Source organism: Aquibacillus rhizosphaerae, from assembly GCF_030282825.1.
Lineage (GTDB): Bacteria > Bacillota > Bacilli > Bacillales > Amphibacillaceae > Aquibacillus_C > Aquibacillus_C rhizosphaerae.
The window spans coordinates 15,196-38,665 of the sequence record NZ_JASTZU010000019.1; the positions used below are offsets into that span (position 1 = coordinate 15,196).

General features: G+C 34.1%; 23 protein-coding genes. 20 read left to right on the forward strand and 3 right to left on the reverse strand.

All coding sequences use genetic code 11. The annotated features are described in order from the left end of the window. Positions 1-100: 100 nt before the first annotated feature. The 17 genes from QQS35_RS05610 (at position 101) to QQS35_RS05690 (ending at position 17,678) form a co-directional block, all read left to right on the forward strand. The gene (locus QQS35_RS05610) at positions 101-1,129 is read left to right on the forward strand and encodes a methionine ABC transporter ATP-binding protein (protein ID WP_285930926.1); all 1,029 of its coding nucleotides are present in this window, start codon (positions 101-103) and stop codon (positions 1,127-1,129) included. Continuing rightward, positions 1,119-1,787 carry a methionine ABC transporter permease gene (locus QQS35_RS05615; RefSeq protein WP_285930927.1) on the forward strand — a complete coding sequence of 223 codons (669 nt, stop codon included), beginning with the start codon at positions 1,119-1,121 and terminating at the stop codon, positions 1,785-1,787. The genes QQS35_RS05610 and QQS35_RS05615 overlap by 11 nt, the downstream gene beginning before the upstream one ends. A 65-nt stretch (positions 1,788-1,852) precedes the next feature. Further along, positions 1,853-2,740, forward strand: a complete 888-nt coding sequence (locus tag QQS35_RS05620; protein ID WP_285930929.1) for a MetQ/NlpA family ABC transporter substrate-binding protein — start codon at positions 1,853-1,855, stop codon at positions 2,738-2,740. 240 nt (positions 2,741-2,980) lie between these two features. Beyond that, on the forward strand, positions 2,981-3,121 hold the full coding sequence (locus tag QQS35_RS05625; RefSeq protein ID WP_285930932.1) for a hypothetical protein: 141 nt from the start codon (positions 2,981-2,983) through the stop codon (positions 3,119-3,121). 289 nt (positions 3,122-3,410) lie between these two features. After that, positions 3,411-4,196 (forward strand): Fe-S cluster assembly ATPase SufC, encoded by a 786-nt coding sequence (gene sufC, locus QQS35_RS05630; protein ID WP_285930934.1) that lies wholly within the window; start codon positions 3,411-3,413, stop codon positions 4,194-4,196. Between the two features lie 18 nt (positions 4,197-4,214). Beyond that, entirely contained in the window at positions 4,215-5,522 is a 1,308-nt protein-coding gene (sufD, locus tag QQS35_RS05635) for a Fe-S cluster assembly protein SufD (RefSeq protein ID WP_285930935.1), read from the forward strand. Beyond that, a complete protein-coding gene (locus QQS35_RS05640; RefSeq protein ID WP_285930936.1) occupies positions 5,522-6,742 on the forward strand; it encodes a cysteine desulfurase in 1,221 nt (406 codons plus the stop codon). The genes sufD and QQS35_RS05640 overlap by 1 nt, the downstream gene beginning before the upstream one ends. Further along, positions 6,732-7,172: a Fe-S cluster assembly sulfur transfer protein SufU gene (sufU, locus tag QQS35_RS05645; RefSeq protein WP_285930937.1), complete on the forward strand. Its 441-nt coding sequence runs from the start codon at positions 6,732-6,734 to the stop codon at positions 7,170-7,172. Before QQS35_RS05640 ends, sufU begins: the two co-directional genes overlap by 11 nt. A gap of 70 nt (positions 7,173-7,242) precedes the next feature. Next, positions 7,243-8,640: a Fe-S cluster assembly protein SufB gene (gene sufB, locus QQS35_RS05650; RefSeq protein ID WP_285930938.1), complete on the forward strand. Its 1,398-nt coding sequence runs from the start codon at positions 7,243-7,245 to the stop codon at positions 8,638-8,640. A gap of 193 nt (positions 8,641-8,833) precedes the next feature. Continuing rightward, complete coding sequence (locus QQS35_RS05655) at positions 8,834-9,655, forward strand: sulfite exporter TauE/SafE family protein (protein WP_285930940.1); 822 nt, start codon at positions 8,834-8,836, stop codon at positions 9,653-9,655. A gap of 15 nt (positions 9,656-9,670) precedes the next feature. Next, positions 9,671-11,065: a bifunctional metallophosphatase/5'-nucleotidase gene (locus QQS35_RS05660; protein ID WP_285930941.1), complete on the forward strand. Its 1,395-nt coding sequence runs from the start codon at positions 9,671-9,673 to the stop codon at positions 11,063-11,065. A 54-nt stretch (positions 11,066-11,119) separates the two neighbouring features. Then, positions 11,120-11,425 (forward strand): YunC family protein, encoded by a 306-nt coding sequence (locus tag QQS35_RS05665; protein WP_285930942.1) that lies wholly within the window; start codon positions 11,120-11,122, stop codon positions 11,423-11,425. Positions 11,426-11,718: 293 nt separating this feature from the next. Further along, a complete protein-coding gene (locus QQS35_RS05670) occupies positions 11,719-12,816 on the forward strand; it encodes an HD-GYP domain-containing protein (protein ID WP_285930943.1) in 1,098 nt (365 codons plus the stop codon). Positions 12,817-12,871: 55 nt separating this feature from the next. Continuing rightward, positions 12,872-13,645, forward strand: a complete 774-nt coding sequence (gene yunB, locus QQS35_RS05675; protein WP_285930944.1) for a sporulation protein YunB — start codon at positions 12,872-12,874, stop codon at positions 13,643-13,645. A gap of 599 nt (positions 13,646-14,244) precedes the next feature. Continuing rightward, on the forward strand, positions 14,245-15,828 hold the full coding sequence (locus tag QQS35_RS05680) for a Na+/H+ antiporter NhaC family protein (protein ID WP_285930953.1): 1,584 nt from the start codon (positions 14,245-14,247) through the stop codon (positions 15,826-15,828). A 233-nt stretch (positions 15,829-16,061) separates the two neighbouring features. Further along, positions 16,062-17,549 (forward strand): sodium-dependent transporter, encoded by a 1,488-nt coding sequence (locus QQS35_RS05685; RefSeq protein WP_285930945.1) that lies wholly within the window; start codon positions 16,062-16,064, stop codon positions 17,547-17,549. Positions 17,550-17,576: 27 nt separating this feature from the next. Then, a complete protein-coding gene (locus tag QQS35_RS05690; RefSeq protein WP_285930946.1) occupies positions 17,577-17,678 on the forward strand; it encodes a MetS family NSS transporter small subunit in 102 nt (33 codons plus the stop codon). A 124-nt stretch (positions 17,679-17,802) separates the two neighbouring features. Here QQS35_RS05690 and QQS35_RS05695 read toward each other — a convergent pair whose 3' ends face one another. Both QQS35_RS05695 and QQS35_RS05700 read right to left on the reverse strand, forming a co-directional pair. After that, positions 17,803-18,780, reverse strand: coding sequence for a M23 family metallopeptidase (locus QQS35_RS05695; RefSeq protein ID WP_285930947.1), 978 nt, complete (start codon positions 18,778-18,780; stop codon positions 17,803-17,805). A gap of 104 nt (positions 18,781-18,884) precedes the next feature. Then, positions 18,885-19,484: a YhcN/YlaJ family sporulation lipoprotein gene (locus QQS35_RS05700; RefSeq protein WP_285930948.1), complete on the reverse strand. Its 600-nt coding sequence runs from the start codon at positions 19,482-19,484 to the stop codon at positions 18,885-18,887. A gap of 143 nt (positions 19,485-19,627) precedes the next feature. Here QQS35_RS05700 and QQS35_RS05705 point away from each other — a divergent pair, with 143 nt between their 5' ends. The 3 genes from QQS35_RS05705 (at position 19,628) to QQS35_RS05715 (ending at position 21,411) form a co-directional block, all read left to right on the forward strand. After that, on the forward strand, positions 19,628-19,903 hold the full coding sequence (locus tag QQS35_RS05705) for a YutD family protein (protein WP_285930949.1): 276 nt from the start codon (positions 19,628-19,630) through the stop codon (positions 19,901-19,903). Positions 19,904-20,306: 403 nt separating this feature from the next. After that, positions 20,307-20,741 carry a DUF86 domain-containing protein gene (locus QQS35_RS05710; protein WP_285930950.1) on the forward strand — a complete coding sequence of 145 codons (435 nt, stop codon included), beginning with the start codon at positions 20,307-20,309 and terminating at the stop codon, positions 20,739-20,741. Positions 20,742-20,775: 34 nt separating this feature from the next. Next, the gene (locus QQS35_RS05715) at positions 20,776-21,411 is read left to right on the forward strand and encodes a helix-turn-helix transcriptional regulator (RefSeq protein ID WP_285930951.1); all 636 of its coding nucleotides are present in this window, start codon (positions 20,776-20,778) and stop codon (positions 21,409-21,411) included. A gap of 101 nt (positions 21,412-21,512) precedes the next feature. Here the strand turns inward: QQS35_RS05715 and QQS35_RS05720 are convergent, their stop codons facing one another. Then, a complete protein-coding gene (locus QQS35_RS05720) occupies positions 21,513-23,063 on the reverse strand; it encodes an MFS transporter (protein ID WP_285930952.1) in 1,551 nt (516 codons plus the stop codon). Between the last annotated feature and the right edge of the window lie 407 nt (positions 23,064-23,470).

A 23,470-nucleotide genomic window follows, 5' to 3' on the forward strand; every position in this document is an offset into this window, starting at 1 on the left:
CAGAAAGATGCATTTTTTGTTGAAAAAACAGAATAATAGTTATTATATAATAACTATTATTCTTATAGACAAATACTAAAGATGGTAGGAGGGATATATAGTGATAAAAATAAATAGCCTATCCAAGTTGTTTCATACTAAGTCGAATTTAATTAGTGCTGTAGATGACCTTAGTTTAGAAATTGAAAAAGGTGAGATATTTGGCGTAATTGGTTATAGTGGAGCAGGAAAAAGTACGTTTATTCGATTAATCAATCGCTTAGAAAATCCTACAAGTGGACAAGTAGTGATAGATGGGGAAGACATTACATCGCTAAGTAAAAATAAGTTGCGTCTTTCCAGACAAAATATAGGGATGATCTTCCAACACTTCAACCTATTGTGGTCTAGAACTGTTAGGGAAAATATTGCTTTTCCGCTTGAAATTGCAGGTATTTCAAAACAAGAGCGTATGGCACGAGTAGATGAATTAATAGGGTTAGTTGGACTTTCAGGAAGGGAAGATGCTTACCCATCTGAGTTAAGTGGAGGTCAAAAACAACGTGTTGGTATTGCGAGAGCACTTGCAAATGATCCAAAAGTATTGTTATGTGATGAAGCTACCTCAGCACTAGACCCGGAGACAACAGATTCTATATTAAAATTACTTATCGATATTAATGAAAAATTGGGCTTAACTATTATCTTAATTACACACGAAATGCATGTTATTAGGAAGATTTGTCATCGTGTTGCGGTGATGGAGGCTGGGAAAGTGGTTGAACAAGGAGACGTATTAGATGTTTTTTCTCACCCTATCATGCCTGTAACTAAAAAGTTTGTAGAACAAGTAATGGGAGATAACAATCAGGAAGATTCACTTGAATGGTTAACAACTGGTTATAAGAATGGTGATATTATTAAATTGCATTTTGTTGGTGAAACAACAAGTCAAGCGTTAATCAGTCAAGTTGCGAAACAGTTTGATGTCGATATTAATATTTTACAGGGGAAAATCACACAAACACAAAAGGGTGCTTATGGCTCGCTAATTGTTCATATCGACGGTGTGAGTGACGAAAAAGAGAGTGCTTTAGCGTATATAAAATCTGCACCTGTAGAAGTGGAGGTGGTTCACCATGCTAATTGAACTATTTCCGAATGTAGTAATCAGTGAATTATGGCAAGCAACTTTAGAAACATTTTATATGACAATCATTGCTTTAATAGGGACATTTATTCTAGGTATTTTATTAGGGTTATTACTATATTTAACTTCTCGCGGTGGAATTTGGGAAAATAAAGTGTTGAATTTGATTATAGCTTCCACAGTCAATATATTTCGGGCAATTCCTTTTATTATATTAATTTTACTTCTGTTCCCATTTACCGATTTTTTAATTGGAACAATAAGAGGATCCAATGCAGCTTTACCGGCATTAATTATTGGTTCTGCACCGTTCTATGGACGGCTAGTTGAAATTGCTTTACGGGAAGTTGATAAAGGTGTTATTGAAGCAGCAAAGGCAATGGGTGCTAAGACGAGTACGATAGTATTACGAGTTCTTATCCCAGAATCAATGCCGGCGCTTGTTTCTGGGATAACAGTTACTGCAATAGCCTTAATTGGTTATACTGCTGTTGCAGGTGTAATAGGTGCTGGTGGTTTGGGTGACTTTGCATATTATTATGGTTTTCAACGGCGCGCTTCGGATGTAGTTTTTGTTTGTACCGTTTTAATAGTAATTATTGTGTTTATTTTTCAATTTATTGGAGATACCATTACGAACAAACTAGATAAAAGATAATTGTTTTATACTTTGTCTTAATTGACGAGTTAAATATAAAAAAAAGAAAAAGGGGAGTATAGAAAATGAAAAAAATATTAAATGTATTGTTAGCTGCACTATTTATTTTAGTTATTACAGCTTGCGGAACTAATGATGAGGAAAACGATACTGCAAGTGAAAATGCTGGAGAAAATACAGCTGAGACAGAAGGTACAGAAGAAACAGAAGAACCTGTTGAAATTAAAGTAGGTGCAACTAGTGTTCCACACGCAGAGGTGTTAGAACAAGCGAAGCCACTATTAGCAGAAGAAGGTATTGAATTAGTAGTTGAAGAATACCAAGATTATATCTTACCTAACCAAGATTTATCAGATGGAAGAATTGATGCAAACTACTTTCAACACATTCCATATTTTAATTCAGAAGTAGAAGAAAAAGGATATGATTTTGTTAATTTAGGTAGTATCCATGTTGAGCCTATGGCAGTATATTCTCAAAATATAACAAGTGTTGATGATATTCCAGAAGGAACAGAAGTTATTATTAGTCGTTCTGTGGCAGATCACGGAAGAATTCTTGCTTTATTTGAATCTCAAGGATTAATTACATTAGACGCTGATGTAGAGAAAGTGGATGCTACTGTAAATGATATTGTAGAAAATCCATTGAACCTAACTTTTTCTCCTGATTTTGATGCAGCATTTCTTCCAGAAGCTTATGATAAAGAAGAGGACGCTTTAGTTGCGATTAATACTAACTATGCAATTGAAGCAGGATTATCGATTGCAGAGGATTCTCTATTTGTAGAAGGAGAAGATTCGCCATATCCTAACATTATCGCAGCTCGTGCTGAAGATGAAAATAATGAATCACTTTTAAAACTTGTTGAAGTTCTTCAATCTGAAGAGATTCAAAATTACATTATTGAAACTTATAATGGTGAAGTAGTACCGGTAAGTGAATCTAACTAAAATATATACTTTTTGTAAGAAAAACTTACAAAAACGGAACAAATACGATGAATTTTGAAGGTGTAGCTATTAAATATTCCAGGTGACTTCTAAGAAAGATTCATCCTTTCTAACAGACCTAAATGAATTTTGTAAGATATTATTCATTGATGGTAAACTTGAATTTGTAAATAAAGAAAGGGTGGATTCATTATTACTGATAGTTTAAATCTAAACTATACTTCCGATATGGAAAAAGCGATGCTAAAAAATCATGGAGTAGGCTATGCAGAATATAGCAGAAAGCTTAATGAACGACTAAAAATTGAGAAAGAAAGAGAAATTAGTCATAAAGAAAGTCAAAAAGTTGTAAATGAAGTTGAAAAACTCGTACACAGGTAGTAACCTTAAATAAAACCCTTGCCAAGTGCAAGGGTTTTTATATTATCATGGAAATGGAGTAAAATACTTAAGGTGAAATAATTTATATATATATAGAAAAAACTAGGTTGAAGCATTAAATTTACATGGAAGTACTTTTTTAATGTTTATGTTTAAAAAGGTGTCAAATGGATAGTGAATTTGTTGATTATAGATTCGAAATAGTATAAGATTGTAATGAGAATAAATTGAGAATGGGTATAGTTCCATATCACAATAAGATAAATAAATTTGCTTTGGAGGTATCAGAATGGCTGGATCAATATTAGAAATTAAAGATCTTCATGTTGCTATTGAAGATCAAGAAATTTTAAAAGGTGTTAACCTTACGATAAAAGGTGGAGAATTCCACGCGGTTATGGGACCAAATGGTACGGGGAAATCAACACTTGCTTCTGCAATAATGGGTCACCCTAAATATGAAGTGACAAAAGGTAGTGTTTTATTAGATGGTGAAGACGTACTAGAGATGGAAGTAGATGAGCGTGCGCAAGCTGGATTATTTCTAGCAATGCAATATCCGAGTGAAATAAGTGGGGTAACCACTTCTGATTTCCTTCGTTCTTCAATCAATGCACATCGTGAAGAAGGCGATGAAATTTCTTTGATGAAATTTATTAAAGAAATGGATGCAGCTATGGATTACTTGGATATGGATAAAAACATGGCACAACGTTATTTGAATGAGGGCTTTTCAGGTGGAGAGAAAAAGCGTAATGAAATTCTTCAATTAATGATGATTAAGCCTGCAATTGGAATATTGGATGAAATTGATTCGGGGTTAGATATAGATGCATTAAAAGTAGTATCAAAAGGAATTAACAAGCTACGCAGTGAATCTTTTGGTTGTTTAATGATTACGCACTATCAACGTTTGTTGGATTACATTACACCAGATTATGTTCACGTAATGATGCAAGGCCGTGTAGTTAAATCTGGTGGACCAGAACTTGCGCAACGTTTAGAGGCAGAAGGTTATGATTGGATCAAGCAAGAATTAGGAATCGAAGAAGAAACTGTAGGGCAAAAAGCGTAACAGTTAGGAGGGATTTGTATGACTGTGGATACAAAGCTACCATACGAAAAAGATTATGTTAGCAAGTTTTCAGATGAAAGAAATGAACCGGAATGGATGAAGTCATTGCGACTACAAGCATTGGAATTAGCGGATAGCTTACCAATGCCTACACCGGATAAAACAAATATAACAAAATGGAATTTCAGTCAATTTAAGCATAAAGCTGAAGGGCAAGTTATTAAGTCTTTAGACGAGTTACCTGATGATATAAAAGTGTTTATTGATATGGAAAATCACGATAAAAACTTGGTGATTCAACGAAATCAATCAATTGCATACAAATCTTTATCATCAGAATTAGAAAAAAAAGGTGTTATTCTAACTGATATAACAACTGCGTTACATGAACATAGCGATTTAGTTCAACGTTATTATATGAAGGATGCTGTAGCAATAGATGAAAATCGTCTATCAGCATTGCACACTGCACTAATGAATGGTGGCGTTTTTGTTTATGTACCAAAAGGTGTTGTCATTGAAGAACCGCTTCAGTCCATTTTTTGGCAAGAAGACAATGAGGTTGCTACCTTTAATCATGTAATTGTTGTTGCAGAGGAAAACAGTTCTTTAACTTATGTAGAGAATTATATTTCTCATAATCAGGATCAACAAGCTGTTGCAAACATTGTTACGGAAGTAATCGCACATGATAATGCTTCTATTTCTTATGGAGCAGTAGATAACTTTGCTAAAGGTACAACAGTTTATGTAAACCGTCGTGGTGTAGCGTATCGAAATGCTACGATAGATTGGGCACTAGGTCAAATGAATGATGGTCATACAGCGTCAGAGAATATTACGCATTTGATTGGTGATGATTCGACGTCGCATGCAAAGACTGTTACAGTTGGACGTGGGCACCAAATACAAAACTTCACAGCTAAAATTGTTCATTTTGGTTTAGCATCAGAAGGGTATATTCTTCAACATGGTGTAATGAAAGAAAGTGCTAGTTCTGTCTTTAATGGTATTGGTAAAATTGAGCATGGTGCTTCAAAATCAAATGCTGAACAAGAATCTCGTGTCTTAATGTTAAGTAAAGATGCAAGAGGAGATGCTAATCCAATCCTTTTAATTGATGAGGATGATGTTACAGCAGGTCACGCAGCATCAGTTGGTCGTGTAGATCCAATTCAAATGTATTATTTAATGAGCCGAGGAATATCTAAAACCGAAGCAGAGCGGTTAATTATTCATGGATTCTTAGCACCAGTTGTAAAAGAAATACCAATTAAAGCTGTTAGAGAGCAGTTAACACAGGTTATTGAGGGGAAAGTATATTAATGGATGTAAAAGCCATTCGAAGTTTGTTCCCAATCTTAGACCAAGAAGTAAATGGTAGCCCCTTAGTCTATCTTGATTCATCCGCAACGTCCCAAAAGCCATTGTCAGTAATAAAGGCTCTGGATGATTATTATAGATTAGATAACTCTAATGTACACCGTGGTGTGCATACGTTAGGAACAAGGGCAACAGACAAATATGAAGGTGCTCGTGAAAAGGTAAGAGGATTTATAAATGCTGAAAGTGAAAAGCAAATTATTTTCTCTAGAGGTACTACTACAGCGATAAATACCGTAGCTTATAGTTATGGGCGTAGTAATCTGAGCGAAGGTGATGAAATTGTTATTACACCGATGGAACATCACAGTAATATCATTCCTTGGCAGCAAACAGCTAAAGCAACAGGTGCTACACTTAAATATATACCATTACAAGATGATGGGACAATTTCTTTAGAAGATGTAAGAGCAACAATAACGGATAAAACGAAAATTGTAGCTATGATGCATGTATCTAATGTACTAGGAACCATTAATCCGGTTAAAGATGTTGCTTCTATTGCACATAAGCACGGTGCGGTTATGCTTGTTGATGGTGCGCAAGGTGTCCCGCACATGCGTGTGGATGTACAGGACTTAGACTGTGATTTTTATGCTTTTTCTGGTCACAAAATGTGTGGTCCTACTGGTATCGGGGTATTGTATGGTAAAAGACATCTTCTAGAAGAAATGGAACCAGTTGAATTTGGTGGAGAAATGATTGATTTCGTAAACTTATATGATTCAACATGGAAAGAACTCCCTTGGAAATTCGAAGGAGGTACCCCAATCATTGCTGGTGCAATTGGATTGGGTGCAGCGATTGACTTCTTAACAGAAGTTGGTTTAGAAGAAATAGAAGAGCATGAATCAAAACTGGTTAGTTATGCACTACAGCAACTTCGTACCATAGATGGAATAAAAATCTTTGGTCCCGAAAAACGCGCAGGTTTAATTACATTTAATTTGGATGATGTTCATCCACATGATACAGCAACAGTATTAGATGCTGAAGGTATTGCTGTTCGTGCAGGTCATCATTGTGCACAACCTCTTATGAGGTGGTTAGATGTTACTGCGACAGCGCGCGCTAGTTTTTATCTGTATAATACAGAAGAAGATGTTGATCGATTAGTAGCTGGACTAATTAAAACAAAGGAGTACTTTGGTGATGTCTTTTAATAACCTAGATACGTTATATAGACAGGTGATTATGGATCATTATAAAAACCCACGAAATAGGGGTTCATTAGATGAAGGTTCGTTAACTATCGACATGAATAACCCTACGTGTGGAGACCGAATCCAAATTCACTTGCAAGTAGAAGATGGTAAAGTTGAAGACGCCAAATTTGAAGGTGAAGGATGTTCGATTAGTCTTTCTTCAGCTTCCATGATGACTCAAGCAATCAAAGGGCAATCTGTTGAAAATGCATTAAAAATGTCTAAATATTTCTCTGAAATGATGATGGGTGAAGAATCTGAATTAGAAGATATAGATTTAGGTGATATCGAGGCATTACAAGGAGTTGCAAAATTTCCAGCAAGAATAAAGTGTGCAACGCTTGCGTGGAAAGCAATGGAAAAGGGAATAGACGAACAAGAGAAGTAATTTTGCTTTTCTTAAAAATATACTGTACGAAATCGATAAGATTTATAAACCTAAATAGGAGGTTTTAAATATGGCGAAAAAAGCGCCTGAAGTTGAAGATTATAAATATGGTTTTCACGATAAAGATATTTCTATTTTTCGAACTGAAAAAGGACTGACTAAAAAAGTCGTTGAAGAAATCTCTAACATGAAAGAAGAACCAAAATGGATGCTTGATTACCGCCTTAAAGCATTGGAGCAATTTTATAAAAAACCAATGCCACAATGGGGTGGAGACCTTGCAGAGTTGAATTTTGATGAAATCACTTACTATGTAAAACCATCTGAAAAAACTGAACGTTCATGGGATGAAGTACCTGAAGAAATTAAAAATACGTTTGATAAATTGGGTATTCCAGAAGCAGAACAAAAGTATTTAGCAGGTGTTTCTGCTCAGTATGAATCCGAAGTGGTATATCACAATTTGAAACAAGACCTACAAGATTTGGGTATTGTTTTTAAAGACACTGATACAGCGCTAAGAGAAAATGAAGATTTATTTAAAGAGTACTTTGGAAAAGTGATTCCATCTGCAGATAACAAATTCTCTGCATTAAACTCAGCCGTTTGGTCTGGTGGATCATTTATTTATGTACCAAAGGGAGTGAAGTGTGAGACACCACTACAAGCATACTTCCGTATTAACTCTGAGAATATGGGTCAATTTGAACGTACACTGATTATTGTTGATGAAGGAGCTTCTGTACACTATGTTGAAGGTTGTACAGCACCAACTTTCACTACTAATTCATTACACAGTGCCGTTGTTGAAATATTTGTTAAGAAAGATGCATATTGCCGTTACACTACTATCCAGAACTGGGCGGGTAATGTTTACAACTTAGTAACAAAGCGTGCCATTTGTGACGAAAACGCGACGATGGAATGGATTGATGGTAATATTGGTTCTAAATTAACAATGAAGTATCCTGCTGTTATCTTAAAAGGTCAAGGTTCACGTGGTATGACTTTATCCATAGCACTAGCTGGGAAAGGTCAACACCAAGATGCTGGGGCAAAAATGCATCACCTTGCACCAAACACATCTTCCACAATTGTTTCGAAGTCAATTTCAAAACATGGTGGTAAAGTAACCTACCGTGGAGTTGTTCATTTTGGACGTAAAGCAGACGGTGCACGTTCTAATATTGAATGTGATACCCTAATTATGGATAATAAATCAACTTCTGATACGATTCCTTACAATGAAATATTTAATGAAAATATCTCATTGGAGCATGAGGCGAAAGTATCTAAAGTATCTGAAGAGCAACTATTCTATCTAATGAGTCGTGGTATTTCAGAACAAGAAGCAACAGAAATGATTGTAATGGGCTTCATCGAACCATTCACCAAAGAGCTTCCAATGGAGTATGCAGTAGAGATGAACCGCTTAATCAAGTTCGAAATGGAAGGTTCTATTGGTTAATTATCACAAAGTTTATTTGTAATAATAAACATCATATAGAATAAACAACAATATAAATTAAATAATAAAAGGATCCGGTGTATCGGATCCTTTTATTTTCGTTTAATAGAACATGAGTATTAACAATAATGTTTCTACATTAATTATTAAATGTTAAAATAAATGGATAAAACAATTGGATGGTTGTGGTAACTTGTTTTTAATTACAAGTATTATTATTGGGTTTTTAGCTGCTTTTGTAGGAAGTATTGCGGGCTTAGGTGGTGGAGTAATACTCGTACCAACATTATTAGTCTTACATGAATTATTCGATAGCTTTAATTGGGCAACTTCACAAAATGTTGTAAGTATTTCTTTAATTGTTATGATATTTACTGCATTATCTTCAAGTATATCCTATTATAAAGAGAATAGAATTGATTATAAGAGTGGATTTATTTTCGTATTGGCAAGTATACCGGGTGGTGTATTAGGTTCATACTTAAATAAGTTTATAAATACCGAACAATTCTCTTTGTACTTTGGTTTTTTAATGTTAGCAATGTTTGCAGTATTTTTTTTAAAGAAACGAAATCCGAGTCAAGAAAATCATACGGGAATATGGGTCGCAGAAAGATCAGTTAAAATAAATAATGAGTTACACAGGTATTCTTATTCTAAAATAATTGCTGTTGTTGTTGCCTTTTTTGTTGGAGTGTTATCCGGATTATTTGGAATCGGTGGCGGTTCGTTGATGGTTCCAGCCATGATTCTACTTTTTCGATTTCCTGCTCATATTGCTACAGCAACATCTATGTTTATGATTGTCTTTCTAAGTATATCCAGTTCGTTAAGCCATATTTTTTTAGGGCATGTCAATTGGGAGTATGTATGGATGTTTATACCTGGAGCTTGGTTCGGAGGGATTGTTGGAGCAAAAGTAAATCAACGGATGAAAAGTAGTACTGTTGAGCTTTTTTTAAGAGTTTTATTAATAATTATTGGAATTCGTCTAATTTGGCAAGGGATTGGTTAATAAAGGGGTAATTTTATGGAGGAAAAAATCTTTTTTTATTACACAAGTGATCTTCATAGTCATTTTGAAAACTGGCCAAAAATCATCAAGTATTTTAATGAAAAAAAAATACATAGAAAACGCGAAAAACAAGCTTTTTACTTACTTGATAATGGTGATCATGTAGATCGATTTGATCCAATAGCTGAAGCTATGCTTGGTAAAGCAAATGTAGAGTTATTAAGTGATGCGGGATATGATGTTGCAACAATTGGAAATAATGAAGGTATTACACTCGACCATGACTCATTATTTCATTTATATGATAATGCGAATTTTCAACTGGTTTGTGCCAATTTAAACAGTATAGATGGAAATAATCCCTCATGGCTTAAAACTACACATAAATTAGAAACAGCTAGTGGGATTAAAATCGGTGTTATCGGTCTAACCGCACCTTTTAATGCTTTTTATCACTTGTTAGGATGGCATATTGACCCACCACTTGAGACATTGGATAAATATATAAAACAACTTGCACTGGAAACAGATATGATTGTACTTCTTTCTCATCTTGGCATTAATGATGATGAAGAAATTGCGAGAAGATATCCCGAAATTGATGTAATCGTCGGTGGTCATACGCATCATTTGTTTCGAGATGGTGAGTATATTAACAATACACTTTTAACAGCTGTTGGGAAACATGGAAATTATGTCGGGGAGGTCATTTTGACTTGGGATCACGAGACAGCTAAATTGACTAAAAAGGAAGGTTATGCAACAAACATCGATCACTTAGATAAAGATCAACAAGCAGAAGCTGAGTTGAAATTATATAAACAACAAGCTAATATGTTACTTAATCGTTCGATTGTAATGTTGAAAAATCCGTTAGAAGCGGATTGGTTTAAGGAAACTGAACTTATGACAAAGCTTGTAAAGACAGTACAAGATTGGACAGGTGCGGATTGTGCATTTTTAAATGCAGGATTAATTTTAGAGTCTTTAAAGGCGGGACCTGTTAGCTATGGTGATGTACATCGAATATGTCCACATCCAATCAATGTATGTGTGGTCGAGCTCAAAGGTAACGAACTTCTTGAAGTTATTCGTGCTGCATACACGAATGCTTTAATGGAATTTGAGTTGAAAGGGTTTGGTTTCAGAGGAAAAGTGATTGGAAGAATGGTATTTGCAGGATTAGAAATTGACTTATCTCCAAGCGTTGCAAAAGATTTCCATGTAAATAAAGTTACTAAAAATGGTCAAACCTTGAATATGAATAAAAAATATAAAGTAGCAACTGCTGATATGTTTACATTTGGAAACTTATTACCAGAAGTGGCAAGGTCTAAATCCAAGCATTTCTACATGCCTGAATTTTTACGTGATTTATTGGTGGATGCATTAAAAAAAGTTAATCAATAGTGCACATCCGCCTTCCTTCTCCATATATTGAAAGGAGAAGGGAGTGCATATAGGATGATTTCAGTAAAACCTTTAATCATTGAGAACTATCCTTTTACGGCAGTGCGGGTAGAACTACCAAAGACAAATTTATTAGTTATATCAAATGAAATTGGCTACATTATGTGTGGCGCTTTGGACGTAGAATTACTAAATAATAAATTGGCTGACAGAAAAATTGTGGCGGCTCGTGCAACAGGAGTGAAAACAATTGACCAGCTCCTCGAAGCTCCTCTAGATAAAGTAACATTGGAAGCGGAGAATAAGGGTTGGTACGAAGGATTGAATGCTAAGGAAGCACTCCTGAAGATTTCAAAGTAATTCTGAGAAAGTGAACTAATCTTTTTGAAGATTAGTTCACTTTCTTTGTACGGATAACTATTAGCATTCCTGAGAATGAATAAGATTAAAGATAAGTTAAGTGTAGAAAAATGCTATATCCTACTTTTCATTTTCATATCACAACACCCTGTTCACCTCTGAGTATAGTGTCTGGTTGATTTTGCATTAAAAGATAAAATGAGGAAATTGTAGTATTTTGTAGCTAAATCGCTTTTTTTTTGGTAATATTTATATAAGGTGTCGAATGATATCATATTAGTTAGGAGAACAATATGAGACTTGTAGCTACAAAAACAATTCGAGAAGGTTCAGAACTTGCTAAAACAATCTACAATGATAATGGGCAAGCTCTAATTCAAAGAGATACTAAACTTACCAAAAGAATGCTTAAACGCCTTCAGCATTTAGGAGTTACTTATGCTTATATCAAAGACGCCTTTACTGAAGATATAATGATAAAACCTCCAATACCTGAAGAATTGAGAATCGAAGCTATACAAATGGTAAAAACATCCTTTGCTGACATTCAAAAACAAGGGACGAATAAAAACCCATACTTATTTGAAAAAACAAGTAACAGAATGGCAGATATGGTAAGTAGTATTGTAAGTGAAGTGAAAAATCAGGATGAAGTAATATCTATCTTATCTGACATCCTTATAAGTGATGATTATATTTTTAATCATTCCATTAATGTTACTATTTACGCTTTAGCTTTAGCGACAGAATTAAAATTACCTGCTAAAAAGATTGAACAAATTGGTTTAGGATCCATGTTGCATGATGTTGGAAAGGTCTTTATACCTGAACCTATTTTGAATAAAAGAAATAGACTGACTAATCACGAATTTGATATTATCAAAACACATTCAGAGGAAGGTTTTAATTTCTTAAGAAAATCCTCTGCTGTACCTTTACTTGTCGCACATTGTGCATATCAGCATCATGAACGTTTAGATGGCTCAGGCTATCCAAGAGGGTTAATTGGAAATGAAATTCATACATTTGGTAAATTATTAGCAGTATCTGATGTATTTGATGCAGTGACAAGCAACCGTGTGTATCGAGATGCCATGTTACCACATGAAGGGTTAGAAATATTATATTCTGGAGCAGACTCATTGTTTGATCGTGAAATGGTCGAAGCCTTTCGAAAAACAATTGCCGTCTACCCAAATGGTATTACCGTCGAGTTAAGTGATGGAAGAGTGGGTATCGTTGTAAAACAAAATAAGAATCTATTTGAACGACCGGTTATTAGAATTTTAAAAGAATTTGATGAAGATGTTGCGCCGTATGATATTGACCTTGCAGTAGTCCTTAATGTGATGATTGTGAATTGTGATTTAAGTGTTGCAGATAAAATATAAAAAAAAATTCTAACACCCCCTTACAAAGCATATTGTTTTTTGAGGGGGTTTTTTCATGAGAAGACGACCAAAGTATAAAAAACATATTACGCCGCCTCCGGCAAAACATATTATTATGGTCACGTTTATATTCTTCCTGATTTCAACGGTGGTAAGTATTCTAATTGTTAACGAAGGAATAAAACCAACTCTACTAGAAATAGCTCAACAAAGAAACGAACAATACGTGAATTTAGCAATGAGTATTGCTGTTAATAAGAAGTTAAATGAAGACTTACAAGAAGAAAGTCTAATTAAATTTACTTATGGTGAAAATGGTGAAGTTGTAGGCTATGAGATAAATGCATCCGTGCAAAACCGTCTTCAACATAATATCCAAAACCGCGTTGAAAATTTCCTAAGGGAATTAGAAAAGGGAAACGTTCCTGAATCTAATGCACCATTAGATGTTAATTTGGAAGGTGAACAAGAAACAAATATTGAGAGTATTAAGGAGAATACGAATATAGTTGAAATTCCTATGGGTCAAGTATTGGGGATTCCTTTATTAGCAAATTTAGGGCCAAAGATACCAGTTAAGTTAGAGGCTATGGGATATGTTAATACCGAAGTCGAAACAAAAGTTACTGGTATAAAAATTAATAATGTTCATATAGAATCTGTTGTTCATATAGAGGCAGAAATTCTTACAATTATTCCATTTGCGTCAGAACCCGCTCGAATCGAACAGGAAATTCAAATTGGTAGTGGAGGTTATCAAGGGGATGTTCCACAGTATTATAACAATACTGGAGAAGAGAATTCAGATATATCAATCCCCTTGCAATAGAGTACTATGCTTGGTATAATTTTTTAGGGAAAATTGAAAAGAAGCCTTATCCAATCGGTGCGGTAGAGGTGCATAAGAGACCAAAGTAGCCAATAGGAAAAGTAATCATTAGTGTGTCATTTGCCAAAGTCTAACAGAGTAAGTACTAAGGCTGGTATACTTCATACTGGAGATGTGTTTACGTACTTGAAGAGCTAATGATCTTAGATGGAGGATAACACGTTTTTATATATATCTGTTTAATCATTTTTGAAAAAGTTTACTTTTACTTGGGAAGCTCACTATTTTAATGGTGAGAAGATATCACCACGGCAGCAATAGTTATTTCTATTGTTGTTTTTTTTGTGTGTTAAAGAATTGGAGACAACAAGTATCTGTATATCGTTAGCTTTACCCTTTATAACTGTCTTACTGTTACTAAGAAATCATGTATTACAAGCATAACCAGAGTCTAGGCACTAATAGGCATACTGTGATGAATTATAACAAATGTGCACATGATAGGTATATAAATGTATCTTTTCAATTTTTATCAATAATATGGAGGTTTACGAATGATAAGTTCTTTCTTTTCATTTAATGATGGGTTTACTTTAATGATGGGAGTTAATAACCCAATAAACAATATCTTTTTAGACGTAGAAGGTAAAGCAATCTCATTACTTCCTGCGATACTAATGCTCGTTCTTGTTTTACTTACAAGGAAAGTACTATTATCACTTGGAATTGGTGTATTAATCGGTGCCATTTTGCTTCATGGATTCAATTTCATTTTGGCTATTAATGAAATAATAACTGTCTTTGTCCATATCTTTATAAGTGGTGATGGATTAAATTTAGGCAATCTATATTTATTTGCTTTTTTGTTATTGCTTGGGATAACAACAGCATTTATGACAGCATCTGGGGGAAGTAGAGCTTTCGGAGAATGGGCAATAAATAAAGTGAAAACGCGAAGAGGAGCTCAGTTATTACCAGCCTTCCTAGGTTTAATCATATTTATTGATGATTATTTTAATAGTCTTGCTGTTGGGCAAGTAGCTCGCCCTGTAACTGATCGTCAACAAGTTTCACGAGCTAAATTAGCATATTTTATTGATTCCACGTCTGCACCAATTACAGTAATTTCTCCAATATCAAGTTGGGGTGCTTACATAATTGGAACAATTGGAGGAATTCTTGCTACAAATAATGTCGTTGAGTTTCAACCTTTAGAAGCTTTCGTAAAGATGATTCCATTAAACTTGTATGCTTTTGCCGCAATAGTATTAGTTTTTTTAGTTGCCATATTTGATTTAAATATTGGTCCTATGAGAAAACACGAAGATAAAGCAAAAGTTACTGGGGAATTATTTGATAAAGTAAAAGGGAATATACCTGGAGATTTAAAAGATGCTCTTCATTCACATAGAAAGGGTAAAATATATCACTTAGTCATTCCAATAGGAACACTTATAACTGGAACAGTATTGGCTATGATATTCACAGGCCTAATAAATGCAGGAGGACAGTCAAACATCCTTGCTATATTTGAGAATACAGATGTAAACTTATCTTTATTTCTGGGAGGTTTATCTGCTGTTCTAGTAGCATTCCTTTTACACGGTATACAGTCGCAGCCTAAAGCGCCATCTGTTGCAATTTTCTCTGAAGGTATAAAAGCGATGATGCCTGCAATTTATATTTTAATTTTAGCCTGGATGATTGGTTCAATCATTGAAAGTCTGGGAACAGGTCTTTATTTAGCAGACCTTTTTGAACGAGCAGACATTGATCCAGCATTTATCCCATGTATATTGTTTCTTGTTGCAAGCTTCATGGCTTTATCTACTGGAACTTCTTGGGGCACTTTTGGAATTATGTTGCCAATTGCCGGTGAAATTGCTGCAGTAACTGATATCAACCTACTGTTACCTGCATTAGCTGCAGTACTTGCGGGGTCAGTTTTTGGTGATCATTGTTCTCCTATATCTGATACATCTATTTTGTCATCGACTGGAGCAGGAGCAAATCACATTGATCATGTTATTACACAACTTCCATATGCGTTAATTAGTGCTTTTGTATCCGCAATTGGATACTTACTCCTAGGTATTACAGGAATGGTTGTTTTATCGTTATTCATCACAATCGCAATCGTGTTAATGGTTGGATTGACACTTAAATCAATAAGTAAGACTTAGGATTATTAAAAACTCCTTCAAAATTTGAAGGAGTTATCATTTTATTGTTATAAAATCTAACAAATTAGTTGATTTTTCGACATATTTGTTATAATTCCTTATTCTTCCTTTGACATGGGTTAGTCGTCTAGCTATAATCTAAAATATCAGAAAAAAATAAAGATTTGAAACATTCCTAATTGAAGTTATGAATAGGGTTTAATACACGTTTCAAATTTGAGAGGAGAGGTAAAATGGAAAACCGTTCACAATGGGGAACACGTCTTGGTTTCCTTTTAGCAGCAATGGGGTCTGCAATTGGTTTAGGAAACATTTGGCGATTTCCAGCAACAGCGTATGAAAATGGAGGTGGCGCTTTTTTCTTACCATACTTGTTCGCACTACTAACCGCAGGTATTCCGTTATTGATCATGGAGTATACAATTGGTCATAAGTATCGTGGATCTGCTCCAAGATCATATAGCAAGGTTAGTAAAGGAATGGAATGGATTGGTTGGTGGCAAGTTGCTATATCATTTATTATTTCTACTTATTATCCGATTATAATCGCTTGGGCAATTATGTATTCTTATTTTTCATTCGGAACGCAGTGGGGAGATGACGCAACTAGCTTTTTTGTAGGGGACTATCTACAATTAGCAGAAACTCCTGGTACATTTGGTGACATGGTTCCAAAAGTACTTTTCCCGTTATTAGCTGTTTGGGCAATGGTGTTCTTTTTTCTTGGACGTGGGGTTAAAAGAGGAATTGAGGTTGCCAATAAGATTTTTATTCCAGCACTTGTTGTTATTTTCATCATTATAGTAATTCGTGCGGTTACATTACCAGGAGCATTAGAAGGGTTAAATACTTTTTTTGAACCAGATTGGTCTCGTATCATGGATGGTTCGGTATGGGTGGCTGCATATGGTCAAATTTTCTTTAGTTTATCGATTGCATTTGCCATTATGATTACTTATTCATCATACTTACCAAAAAAATCTGATATTACAAATAATGCATTTATTACTGGTTTTGCAAATTCATCTTTTGAGTTATTAGCAGGTATCGGTGTATTCGCTGCAATTGGTTTTATGGCATCGCAGACAGATCAAGCAGTTTCAGAAGTAGTAGATGATGGTGTAGGGCTTGCGTTTATGGTATTTCCTGAAATCATTAGTCAAATGCCTGCATCTGGGTTATTTGGATTCCTATTCTTTGCTTCACTAGTGTTAGCTGGGTTGTCATCAATGATTTCTATTTCGGAAACATATATAGCAGGACTTCAGGAGAAGTTTAATATTTCTCGTGGTAAAGCAGTTGCTATTGGTGGAGGCTTAGCTGCAATTGTATCGCTATTCTTTGCGAATCAGGGCGGTCTTTATTTATTAGACACTGTCGATTATTTTATTAACAATTATGGTGTTGCATTAGCCGGTCTATTTGAGGTAGTAGCTATAGCTTGGTTTGCTAAATCATTAAAAGATTTACAGGCTCATGCTGACAGTGTATCTGATATTAAGCTAGGATTATGGTGGAGAGTTTGTCTCGGTTTTATAACGCCTGTAGTTTTAGGGTATATGATGTTACAAAACTTGAAAACAGAAGTATCAAGGTATTATGAAGATTATCCGTATGAATTCTTGTTTAATTACGGATGGGTTGTTGCGATTGGAGCTATGTTCGCAGGAGCTCTTATTACAATTAAAAAGTGGCCAAAAAATACTAATGAGTCTGAATAAATCCAAAGATAAGGAGGTGGCGCAATAATGTTATCAGGTGGCGCTATTACTATGGGTATTATTGGAATCGTAATTATATGGGGAGGATTAATTGCCAGTATTACTTACGCAGTTAAAGCTTCTAAGTAAAATTAATCAAAAAAGCACACAAAAAACCCTTACCGCGCTGGTAAGGGTTTTTTGTGTGCTTTTTCACCTGTATATTTCATTAAGCTACATTCGGATGCAGCATTACTCAAGAATATCATTTGTTCTAACGATTCCTAGCTTGATTTTCCCATTTTCTTAAATATGGGTACGGGTCAAATGACCATTCGCTATAACCATCATCTTTATACATGCCGTAATGGAGGTGTGGCGGGAATTTACCAGATGTCCCAGGAGGACCATATCCGGTAGATCCAACTGAACCAACAACATCGCCAGGCTCTACAATATCTCCAACTTCAATCCCTTCTTGATATCCATTCATATGGGCATAATAATGATACCTATTATAAATATCTCTAATACCGATACGCCAACCACCATATCTATTCCACCCTTTAAGTTCAACAACACCATAGGTGGTGGATTTTACTGGTACTCCATAGTTTGCGAAGATGTCTGTTCCTTCATGAATTCTTCTACCACCAAAACCTCTCGCATCGCCCCAAGTATTTTTGTAGGAGTAATTATGTTGTAATGGAATTGGAAAATCATTTGCCTCTAATGTTATTGTATCAAATTTATGAAATACTTTAGCAATATTCATAATCGTTTGCACATTAAGGTCTCTTTGATAGTAATTCCATAAAGCAATTTTCACATCTTTCTTAGTATTACCAAATTTTTCAATGAAATGCGCCATAGAATATAAAATATCTTCATCATTTGTAGGATCAGCTAGGTTGTCTCCATCACCATCTTGACCGAAGCCACTAAATAGTGAAATCCAAACAATCGAATTATTATGGATAGAGTTTCCTATTCCATACCATTTTTCATCAGGAATCTTGATAGAAATTAGTTGTTCTGAAGCAGTCTCCTTTTGTGTGTTTTTTTCAAATTGGTCAATTGCAGCTAAGTAATACCATGGAATATGTGTGATAGCTTCCGTCTTTTTATATAAAGCCATCTTTTGTACATCTTCTTTGTCTTCTGTATTATCTTCAGCAAATATAAACTGAGGTAATAAATGGAAGCATAGAACAAATGTAATAAGAGAAGTACGAATAAGCTTAAAATTCATGTATTCACCTCCCGATAATGTTTGTCTATTAATTAGTGTGTACAAATTTTTGATAATGATAAATGGAAAAAGCACCCTACCCATGTTGGGTAGGGCATCTAAAACTATTGCATATCATCATCCATATCATCATCCAAGTCGACACCTTGAGGGGTGTTTTCCATCTCTTTAATGATACTTTCTAGAGTATTTTCATAATCATCTTCTAATGTGGTTGAATTTTTTAAGCTTTGAATATCTCTGAAAGATACTGGTTGATCTGATACATACACATCGAAGAAACGTGGTAAAATCGATAACCCTGTTTTTTTAACAATGGTCGCAGCTAGTTCCCTATCCATGTCTTCAGGTTTTTCATACGCGATCAAAACTTCTTCATCTGTAACGAGCGTTGCTACATCTTCAAATTCGTCATTACGTAAGACTAATCTAGTTATCGTGTCTGCCATGCGATTACGGTCAATTGTAATAAAATGGTCTGATTCTATGTCCTCTTCAAATTCATCACCTGTATAGTGTACATAACCAAGTTGTGATGACAGTTCATCATCTTGGTTACCAGGAGCATCAAATTGATCGAACTCATTATTATTACCATCAATAGATCTGTCTAAAATATCGCTCGCTTCATCATTAGATGTACAGCCAGTCATCAATAAAACAACTGTTAATAAAGATGAATAAACCATTTTTCTTATGATCATTTATAATCCTCCTGATCAAATATAATTCTCCCCATTCGTTAGTGTAGGTTTATTTATTTAAACCATGCGAGATAATTTTAACCATTCTTTATAATCTTTAAGAAAAATGGTAAACTATATACAGTTTAAGGAGTGGATAGAGTATGGTTGAATTACAGGGTAGTAATTATGAAATTATTGTGAATCACAAAGATGGCTTTGATAAAGAGAAAATTGATGAACGTTATAGCGATATTTTAAATAAATATGATTTTATTGTTGGTGACTGGGGTTATGATCAATTGCGCTTAAAAGGTTTTTACGATGATCAGAATCCAAAAGCTTCTTTTGACAGTAAAATTAGCACATTAGATGATTATTTATACGAATACTGTAATTTTGGATGCGCATATTTTGTGATTAAGCGTATGGATAAATAAGGAAGTTACCCTACAGGGTAGCTTTCTACTCGTTTAACTATTGTTTTCCTCTTTCAGCTTATTATGTCTCCAAAATGTGATGAGCCCATTTATGGGATAAGTAGGTGATGTTCAGTGATAGTTTTGTTTCACTAACGGTACTCTTGTCTTAAAGTTTGTAATTATAATGAATTACGCATTTCTCAAATCTTCAACATTTGAAAAATCTGAGTGTTTTTTACATCTTTTCTCAAATAACAACAACTTCTTCTTCTACACATAGACATCAATTATACAAATATGATTATAATCAAATCAAAGAATGGATACAGTAATTATCATTTAAATAGTAATTACTTACTTAAGTATGTTTATTTTATGTGATATGATAAAAGCAACAGTTAAGAATCAGGAGGCATTGCCCGTGTACTTTGTAGATCGAAACAAAATAGAAAAAACGTTATTATATATGGAAGGTTTATTTCAGGTGTTAGAAAATCATACTTTTGATTCGTTTTTGGAAAAATTAAGTTTGGAACGCATTGTACATATGACAATTGAATCGATGTTAGATGTAGGTAATATGATGATTGATGGATTCATCATGCGTGATCCAGGAAGTTTTGAAGATATCATTGATATTCTTGTTGACGAGCAAGTTTTACCACAAACAGAATCTGATAGCTATAAAGAAATAGTTAAATTGAGAAAAATGTTAATTAATGATTATTTGAATATAAACCATGACTTAATTTTAGAGACTGTGCATAGAAATCAATATTCACTCGAAATGTTCTGTCAACGTATTAGAGAATACCTAGATAATGAAACCGGAGTTGCAACTGCGTTTTCTAAATAAAATTATACATATTTAGTGGAGAGGGGGTATTTGTATGGCCGGTAAGAATTCTGTAAAGGATATAGTCTTGTTAAGATTAAAAAAAGAAAAACAGATGACGATAGCACAATTAGGAGAATATTTTAATATATCCGATATAGCCTTACGAAGACATATTCATACATTGGAACGTGAAGGGTTTATTAAATCTATTGTTGAAAAACAAACATTAGGTAGACCTTATTATCTGTATGCGTTAACCGAAAAAGGTCATGCGATTTTCCCTTCTCATTATCAGCAGTTTTCTGAAGATCTCCTTTTAGAAATAGAAGATCTTAAAGGTAAACCATTTGTTTATGAATTATTAGCGAATCGATCTGATAAAGAAAAGCTTAATTATAAAAGTGCTCTATCGAATAGTAGAAACTTTGATGAAAAGATAAAAAAGCTCGTAGATATTCAAGAAGAGAAAGGGTATATGACAGAACTTCGAGAAAATGAGGACGGTTCTTTTGAGTTAAGACAATTTAATTGTCCCATTTTAAGAATCGCATACCGTTACAAAGAAGTTTGTAACCAAGAAGTTGATTTGTTTTCAGATATTTTGGATAGTGAATGTAAAGTATCTGCTACTTCTTGTATAGTAAATGGATCAAATTGTTGCAGTTTTATTTTTCAGAAAAGTGATTAAAGAATTTTTCATAGAATTTAAACCTAAAGAGGATGGTAGTCAATGGATACCATTGACTACCATCCTCTTTTATAAGTGAGTTGAATTAATAAAGTAATATTCTACATGAAATAAGGTCCAAAAAATACAGATAACAGTAAGATGTGAATGGCTATTAAATAAAAGAGCTTAATAAAAATACCCCAATCATTTTGTTTGGCAGCTTGTTTTGAACAAAAGTAAGCAATGGCACCAAAAACGAATAAATATACATAGCTACTACCAGTAAAGGTAAGATAGTCTGGTGCATAAGTATAAATATTGTCAATGAAAAAAGAATCTTTAAACAACAGAAAGCTAATAACATAAGAGACTAGCCCTAGATGGAATACCCAATTTAAGTCACGATCTAAAAGACTTCTTTTAGTAATGTATAAGATTACCAATATAAAAATTGGTCCAATAACCCACATCGTAGCTAGCAGCGTTGCTAAAAATGATACTGACAGCATACCAATTGTTTTACCCAAACCACTAATCAAGTCATTCGCGTTAACACCCTGTGTTTTATTGATAAGTGCAGATTCATTAGATGAAATTGAAATTGGATTAGCTTCACTATCTATTTCAATCCAGCTAATTATATTAGGACTAACCCATTGTGGTTTGGCTGATAGATATGCGGTATTACTTCTTCGATATATATCAAAGTTCTCATTACTTAGAATTGCTTCATAAATATTAAAAGCAAATGCTTCACGGTATTTTGTGTTTGTTCTTCCAGTAGCAGAAAAAAGTAATTTTAATTTCTGATCCTCGTACGTAACCGACATATCATTAATTCCTTCTAATTCTCCCATTCCTTTTGGGTCGTTTAAGGTGATTTTCTCAAGGGTTGCCTTAGATGATTCATATAGGTAAGTTGTATGAATTGGTTGATTCGCATTAGTTGCTTTTATTTCTGTATTAAAGAGAAAGGAAAATTTATCGTCATCATAAGCAAAAGCGATCTCACGTATTTCCTCATTAAAAGGCACCGTAAAGCTCTCTTGATAGGTTCTTTCCGCTTCAAAATCAATGATATTATAGACAGAAACTAATAATTCTTCGTTTTCACGATAGTAAGTAAGGATTTTTATCCCTTGTTCCGTTGAAATAGGAACTAATTTGTCAAATTTATTTTCAAGCGTAGTAATTAAGCTGGATTCTGTTGTAATTGGATCTAAATAGAACAGTTGATTATCAATTAAGTATAAGAGACTGTTGTCTAAAGGATAGAACTTATCAACATCAGTAACGATTTTTTTGGAACTTGCATCGTAAATATGATGATAATCAAAGTAAAGTAAGGTGTCCTCTTGCATAAATATTTGAGTCCATTTGTTTACTGGTATGTCGGCAAGTTGTTTTTCCTCGATTACTTCAAAAGATTCATTATAGGTTTTTTGTCTTAAGGAATCTTTTGCAATCTCAATCAGTTCAACGTTTCCCTCATTATTTAATGATATTAATGGATAATTATTGATATTTGTTTCTCCAATAGTTAGATCTCTACTCCAATTTTCTGCTGGTGGTTCCGTTACTTCAGTTAAGTTTTGAAAGAATAATAGTGAGATATTTCCTACTATTAATAGTAGCGGTAAGATCCAATAAAACCTTTTTATAATTTTCATTTCTGAAACCTTCTTTTATGTAATGTATAAATGTCTGAGCACGATGACTTCGCATTTATCTCTAGAAATCGTATCATTTATTTCAAAATTATGGAAGAGAAATATTACGAAAATTATAAAATTCTTCAAGTTCCACTAAGACGTTTTTTATATAAAGTACGCATTAACTATATCGTAACTTCCTTGCATTCTATTTAAGATGAGTGGTTAATTCAGCGCTACGGAAAAACACTCCCTTTCCGGGGGCAGCACCTTAGCCTCCTCGGTCACAAAGAACGTTCCCTGTGGGGTCTTCGGAAGCTGCTCTTCCCCAGGAGTGTCGCATTTTTCCTTCGCTAGGTAAACTTGTCTTTCGAGTGAAAATAGTACACTAAATATTAATAGCTATCTATCAATACATTAGGAGA

Bases quoted from the DNA above. Each gene is read 5' to 3' on its own strand.
- sufD (WP_285930935.1), top strand. From the start codon at position 4,215: ATGACTGTGGATACAAAGCTACCATACGAAAAAGATTATGTTAGCAAG.
- yunB (WP_285930944.1), top strand. From the start codon at position 12,872: ATGAGAAGACGACCAAAGTATAAAAAACATATTACGCCGCCTCCGGCA.
- QQS35_RS05665 (WP_285930942.1), top strand. From the start codon at position 11,120: ATGATTTCAGTAAAACCTTTAATCATTGAGAACTATCCTTTTACGGCA.
- sufB (WP_285930938.1), top strand. From the start codon at position 7,243: ATGGCGAAAAAAGCGCCTGAAGTTGAAGATTATAAATATGGTTTTCAC.
- QQS35_RS05715 (WP_285930951.1), top strand. From the start codon at position 20,776: ATGGCCGGTAAGAATTCTGTAAAGGATATAGTCTTGTTAAGATTAAAA.
- QQS35_RS05700 (WP_285930948.1), bottom strand. From the start codon at position 19,484: ATGATCATAAGAAAAATGGTTTATTCATCTTTATTAACAGTTGTTTTA.
- QQS35_RS05670 (WP_285930943.1), top strand. From the start codon at position 11,719: ATGAGACTTGTAGCTACAAAAACAATTCGAGAAGGTTCAGAACTTGCT.
- QQS35_RS05705 (WP_285930949.1), top strand. From the start codon at position 19,628: ATGGTTGAATTACAGGGTAGTAATTATGAAATTATTGTGAATCACAAA.
- QQS35_RS05680 (WP_285930953.1), top strand. From the start codon at position 14,245: ATGGGAGTTAATAACCCAATAAACAATATCTTTTTAGACGTAGAAGGT.
- QQS35_RS05625 (WP_285930932.1), top strand. From the start codon at position 2,981: ATGCTAAAAAATCATGGAGTAGGCTATGCAGAATATAGCAGAAAGCTT.
- QQS35_RS05685 (WP_285930945.1), top strand. From the start codon at position 16,062: ATGGAAAACCGTTCACAATGGGGAACACGTCTTGGTTTCCTTTTAGCA.
- QQS35_RS05640 (WP_285930936.1), top strand. From the start codon at position 5,522: ATGGATGTAAAAGCCATTCGAAGTTTGTTCCCAATCTTAGACCAAGAA.
- sufU (WP_285930937.1), top strand. From the start codon at position 6,732: ATGTCTTTTAATAACCTAGATACGTTATATAGACAGGTGATTATGGAT.
- sufC (WP_285930934.1), top strand. From the start codon at position 3,411: ATGGCTGGATCAATATTAGAAATTAAAGATCTTCATGTTGCTATTGAA.
- QQS35_RS05620 (WP_285930929.1), top strand. From the start codon at position 1,853: ATGAAAAAAATATTAAATGTATTGTTAGCTGCACTATTTATTTTAGTT.
- QQS35_RS05695 (WP_285930947.1), bottom strand. From the start codon at position 18,780: ATGAATTTTAAGCTTATTCGTACTTCTCTTATTACATTTGTTCTATGC.
- QQS35_RS05690 (WP_285930946.1), top strand. From the start codon at position 17,577: ATGTTATCAGGTGGCGCTATTACTATGGGTATTATTGGAATCGTAATT.
- QQS35_RS05615 (WP_285930927.1), top strand. From the start codon at position 1,119: ATGCTAATTGAACTATTTCCGAATGTAGTAATCAGTGAATTATGGCAA.
- QQS35_RS05720 (WP_285930952.1), bottom strand. From the start codon at position 23,063: ATGAAAATTATAAAAAGGTTTTATTGGATCTTACCGCTACTATTAATA.
- QQS35_RS05660 (WP_285930941.1), top strand. From the start codon at position 9,671: ATGGAGGAAAAAATCTTTTTTTATTACACAAGTGATCTTCATAGTCAT.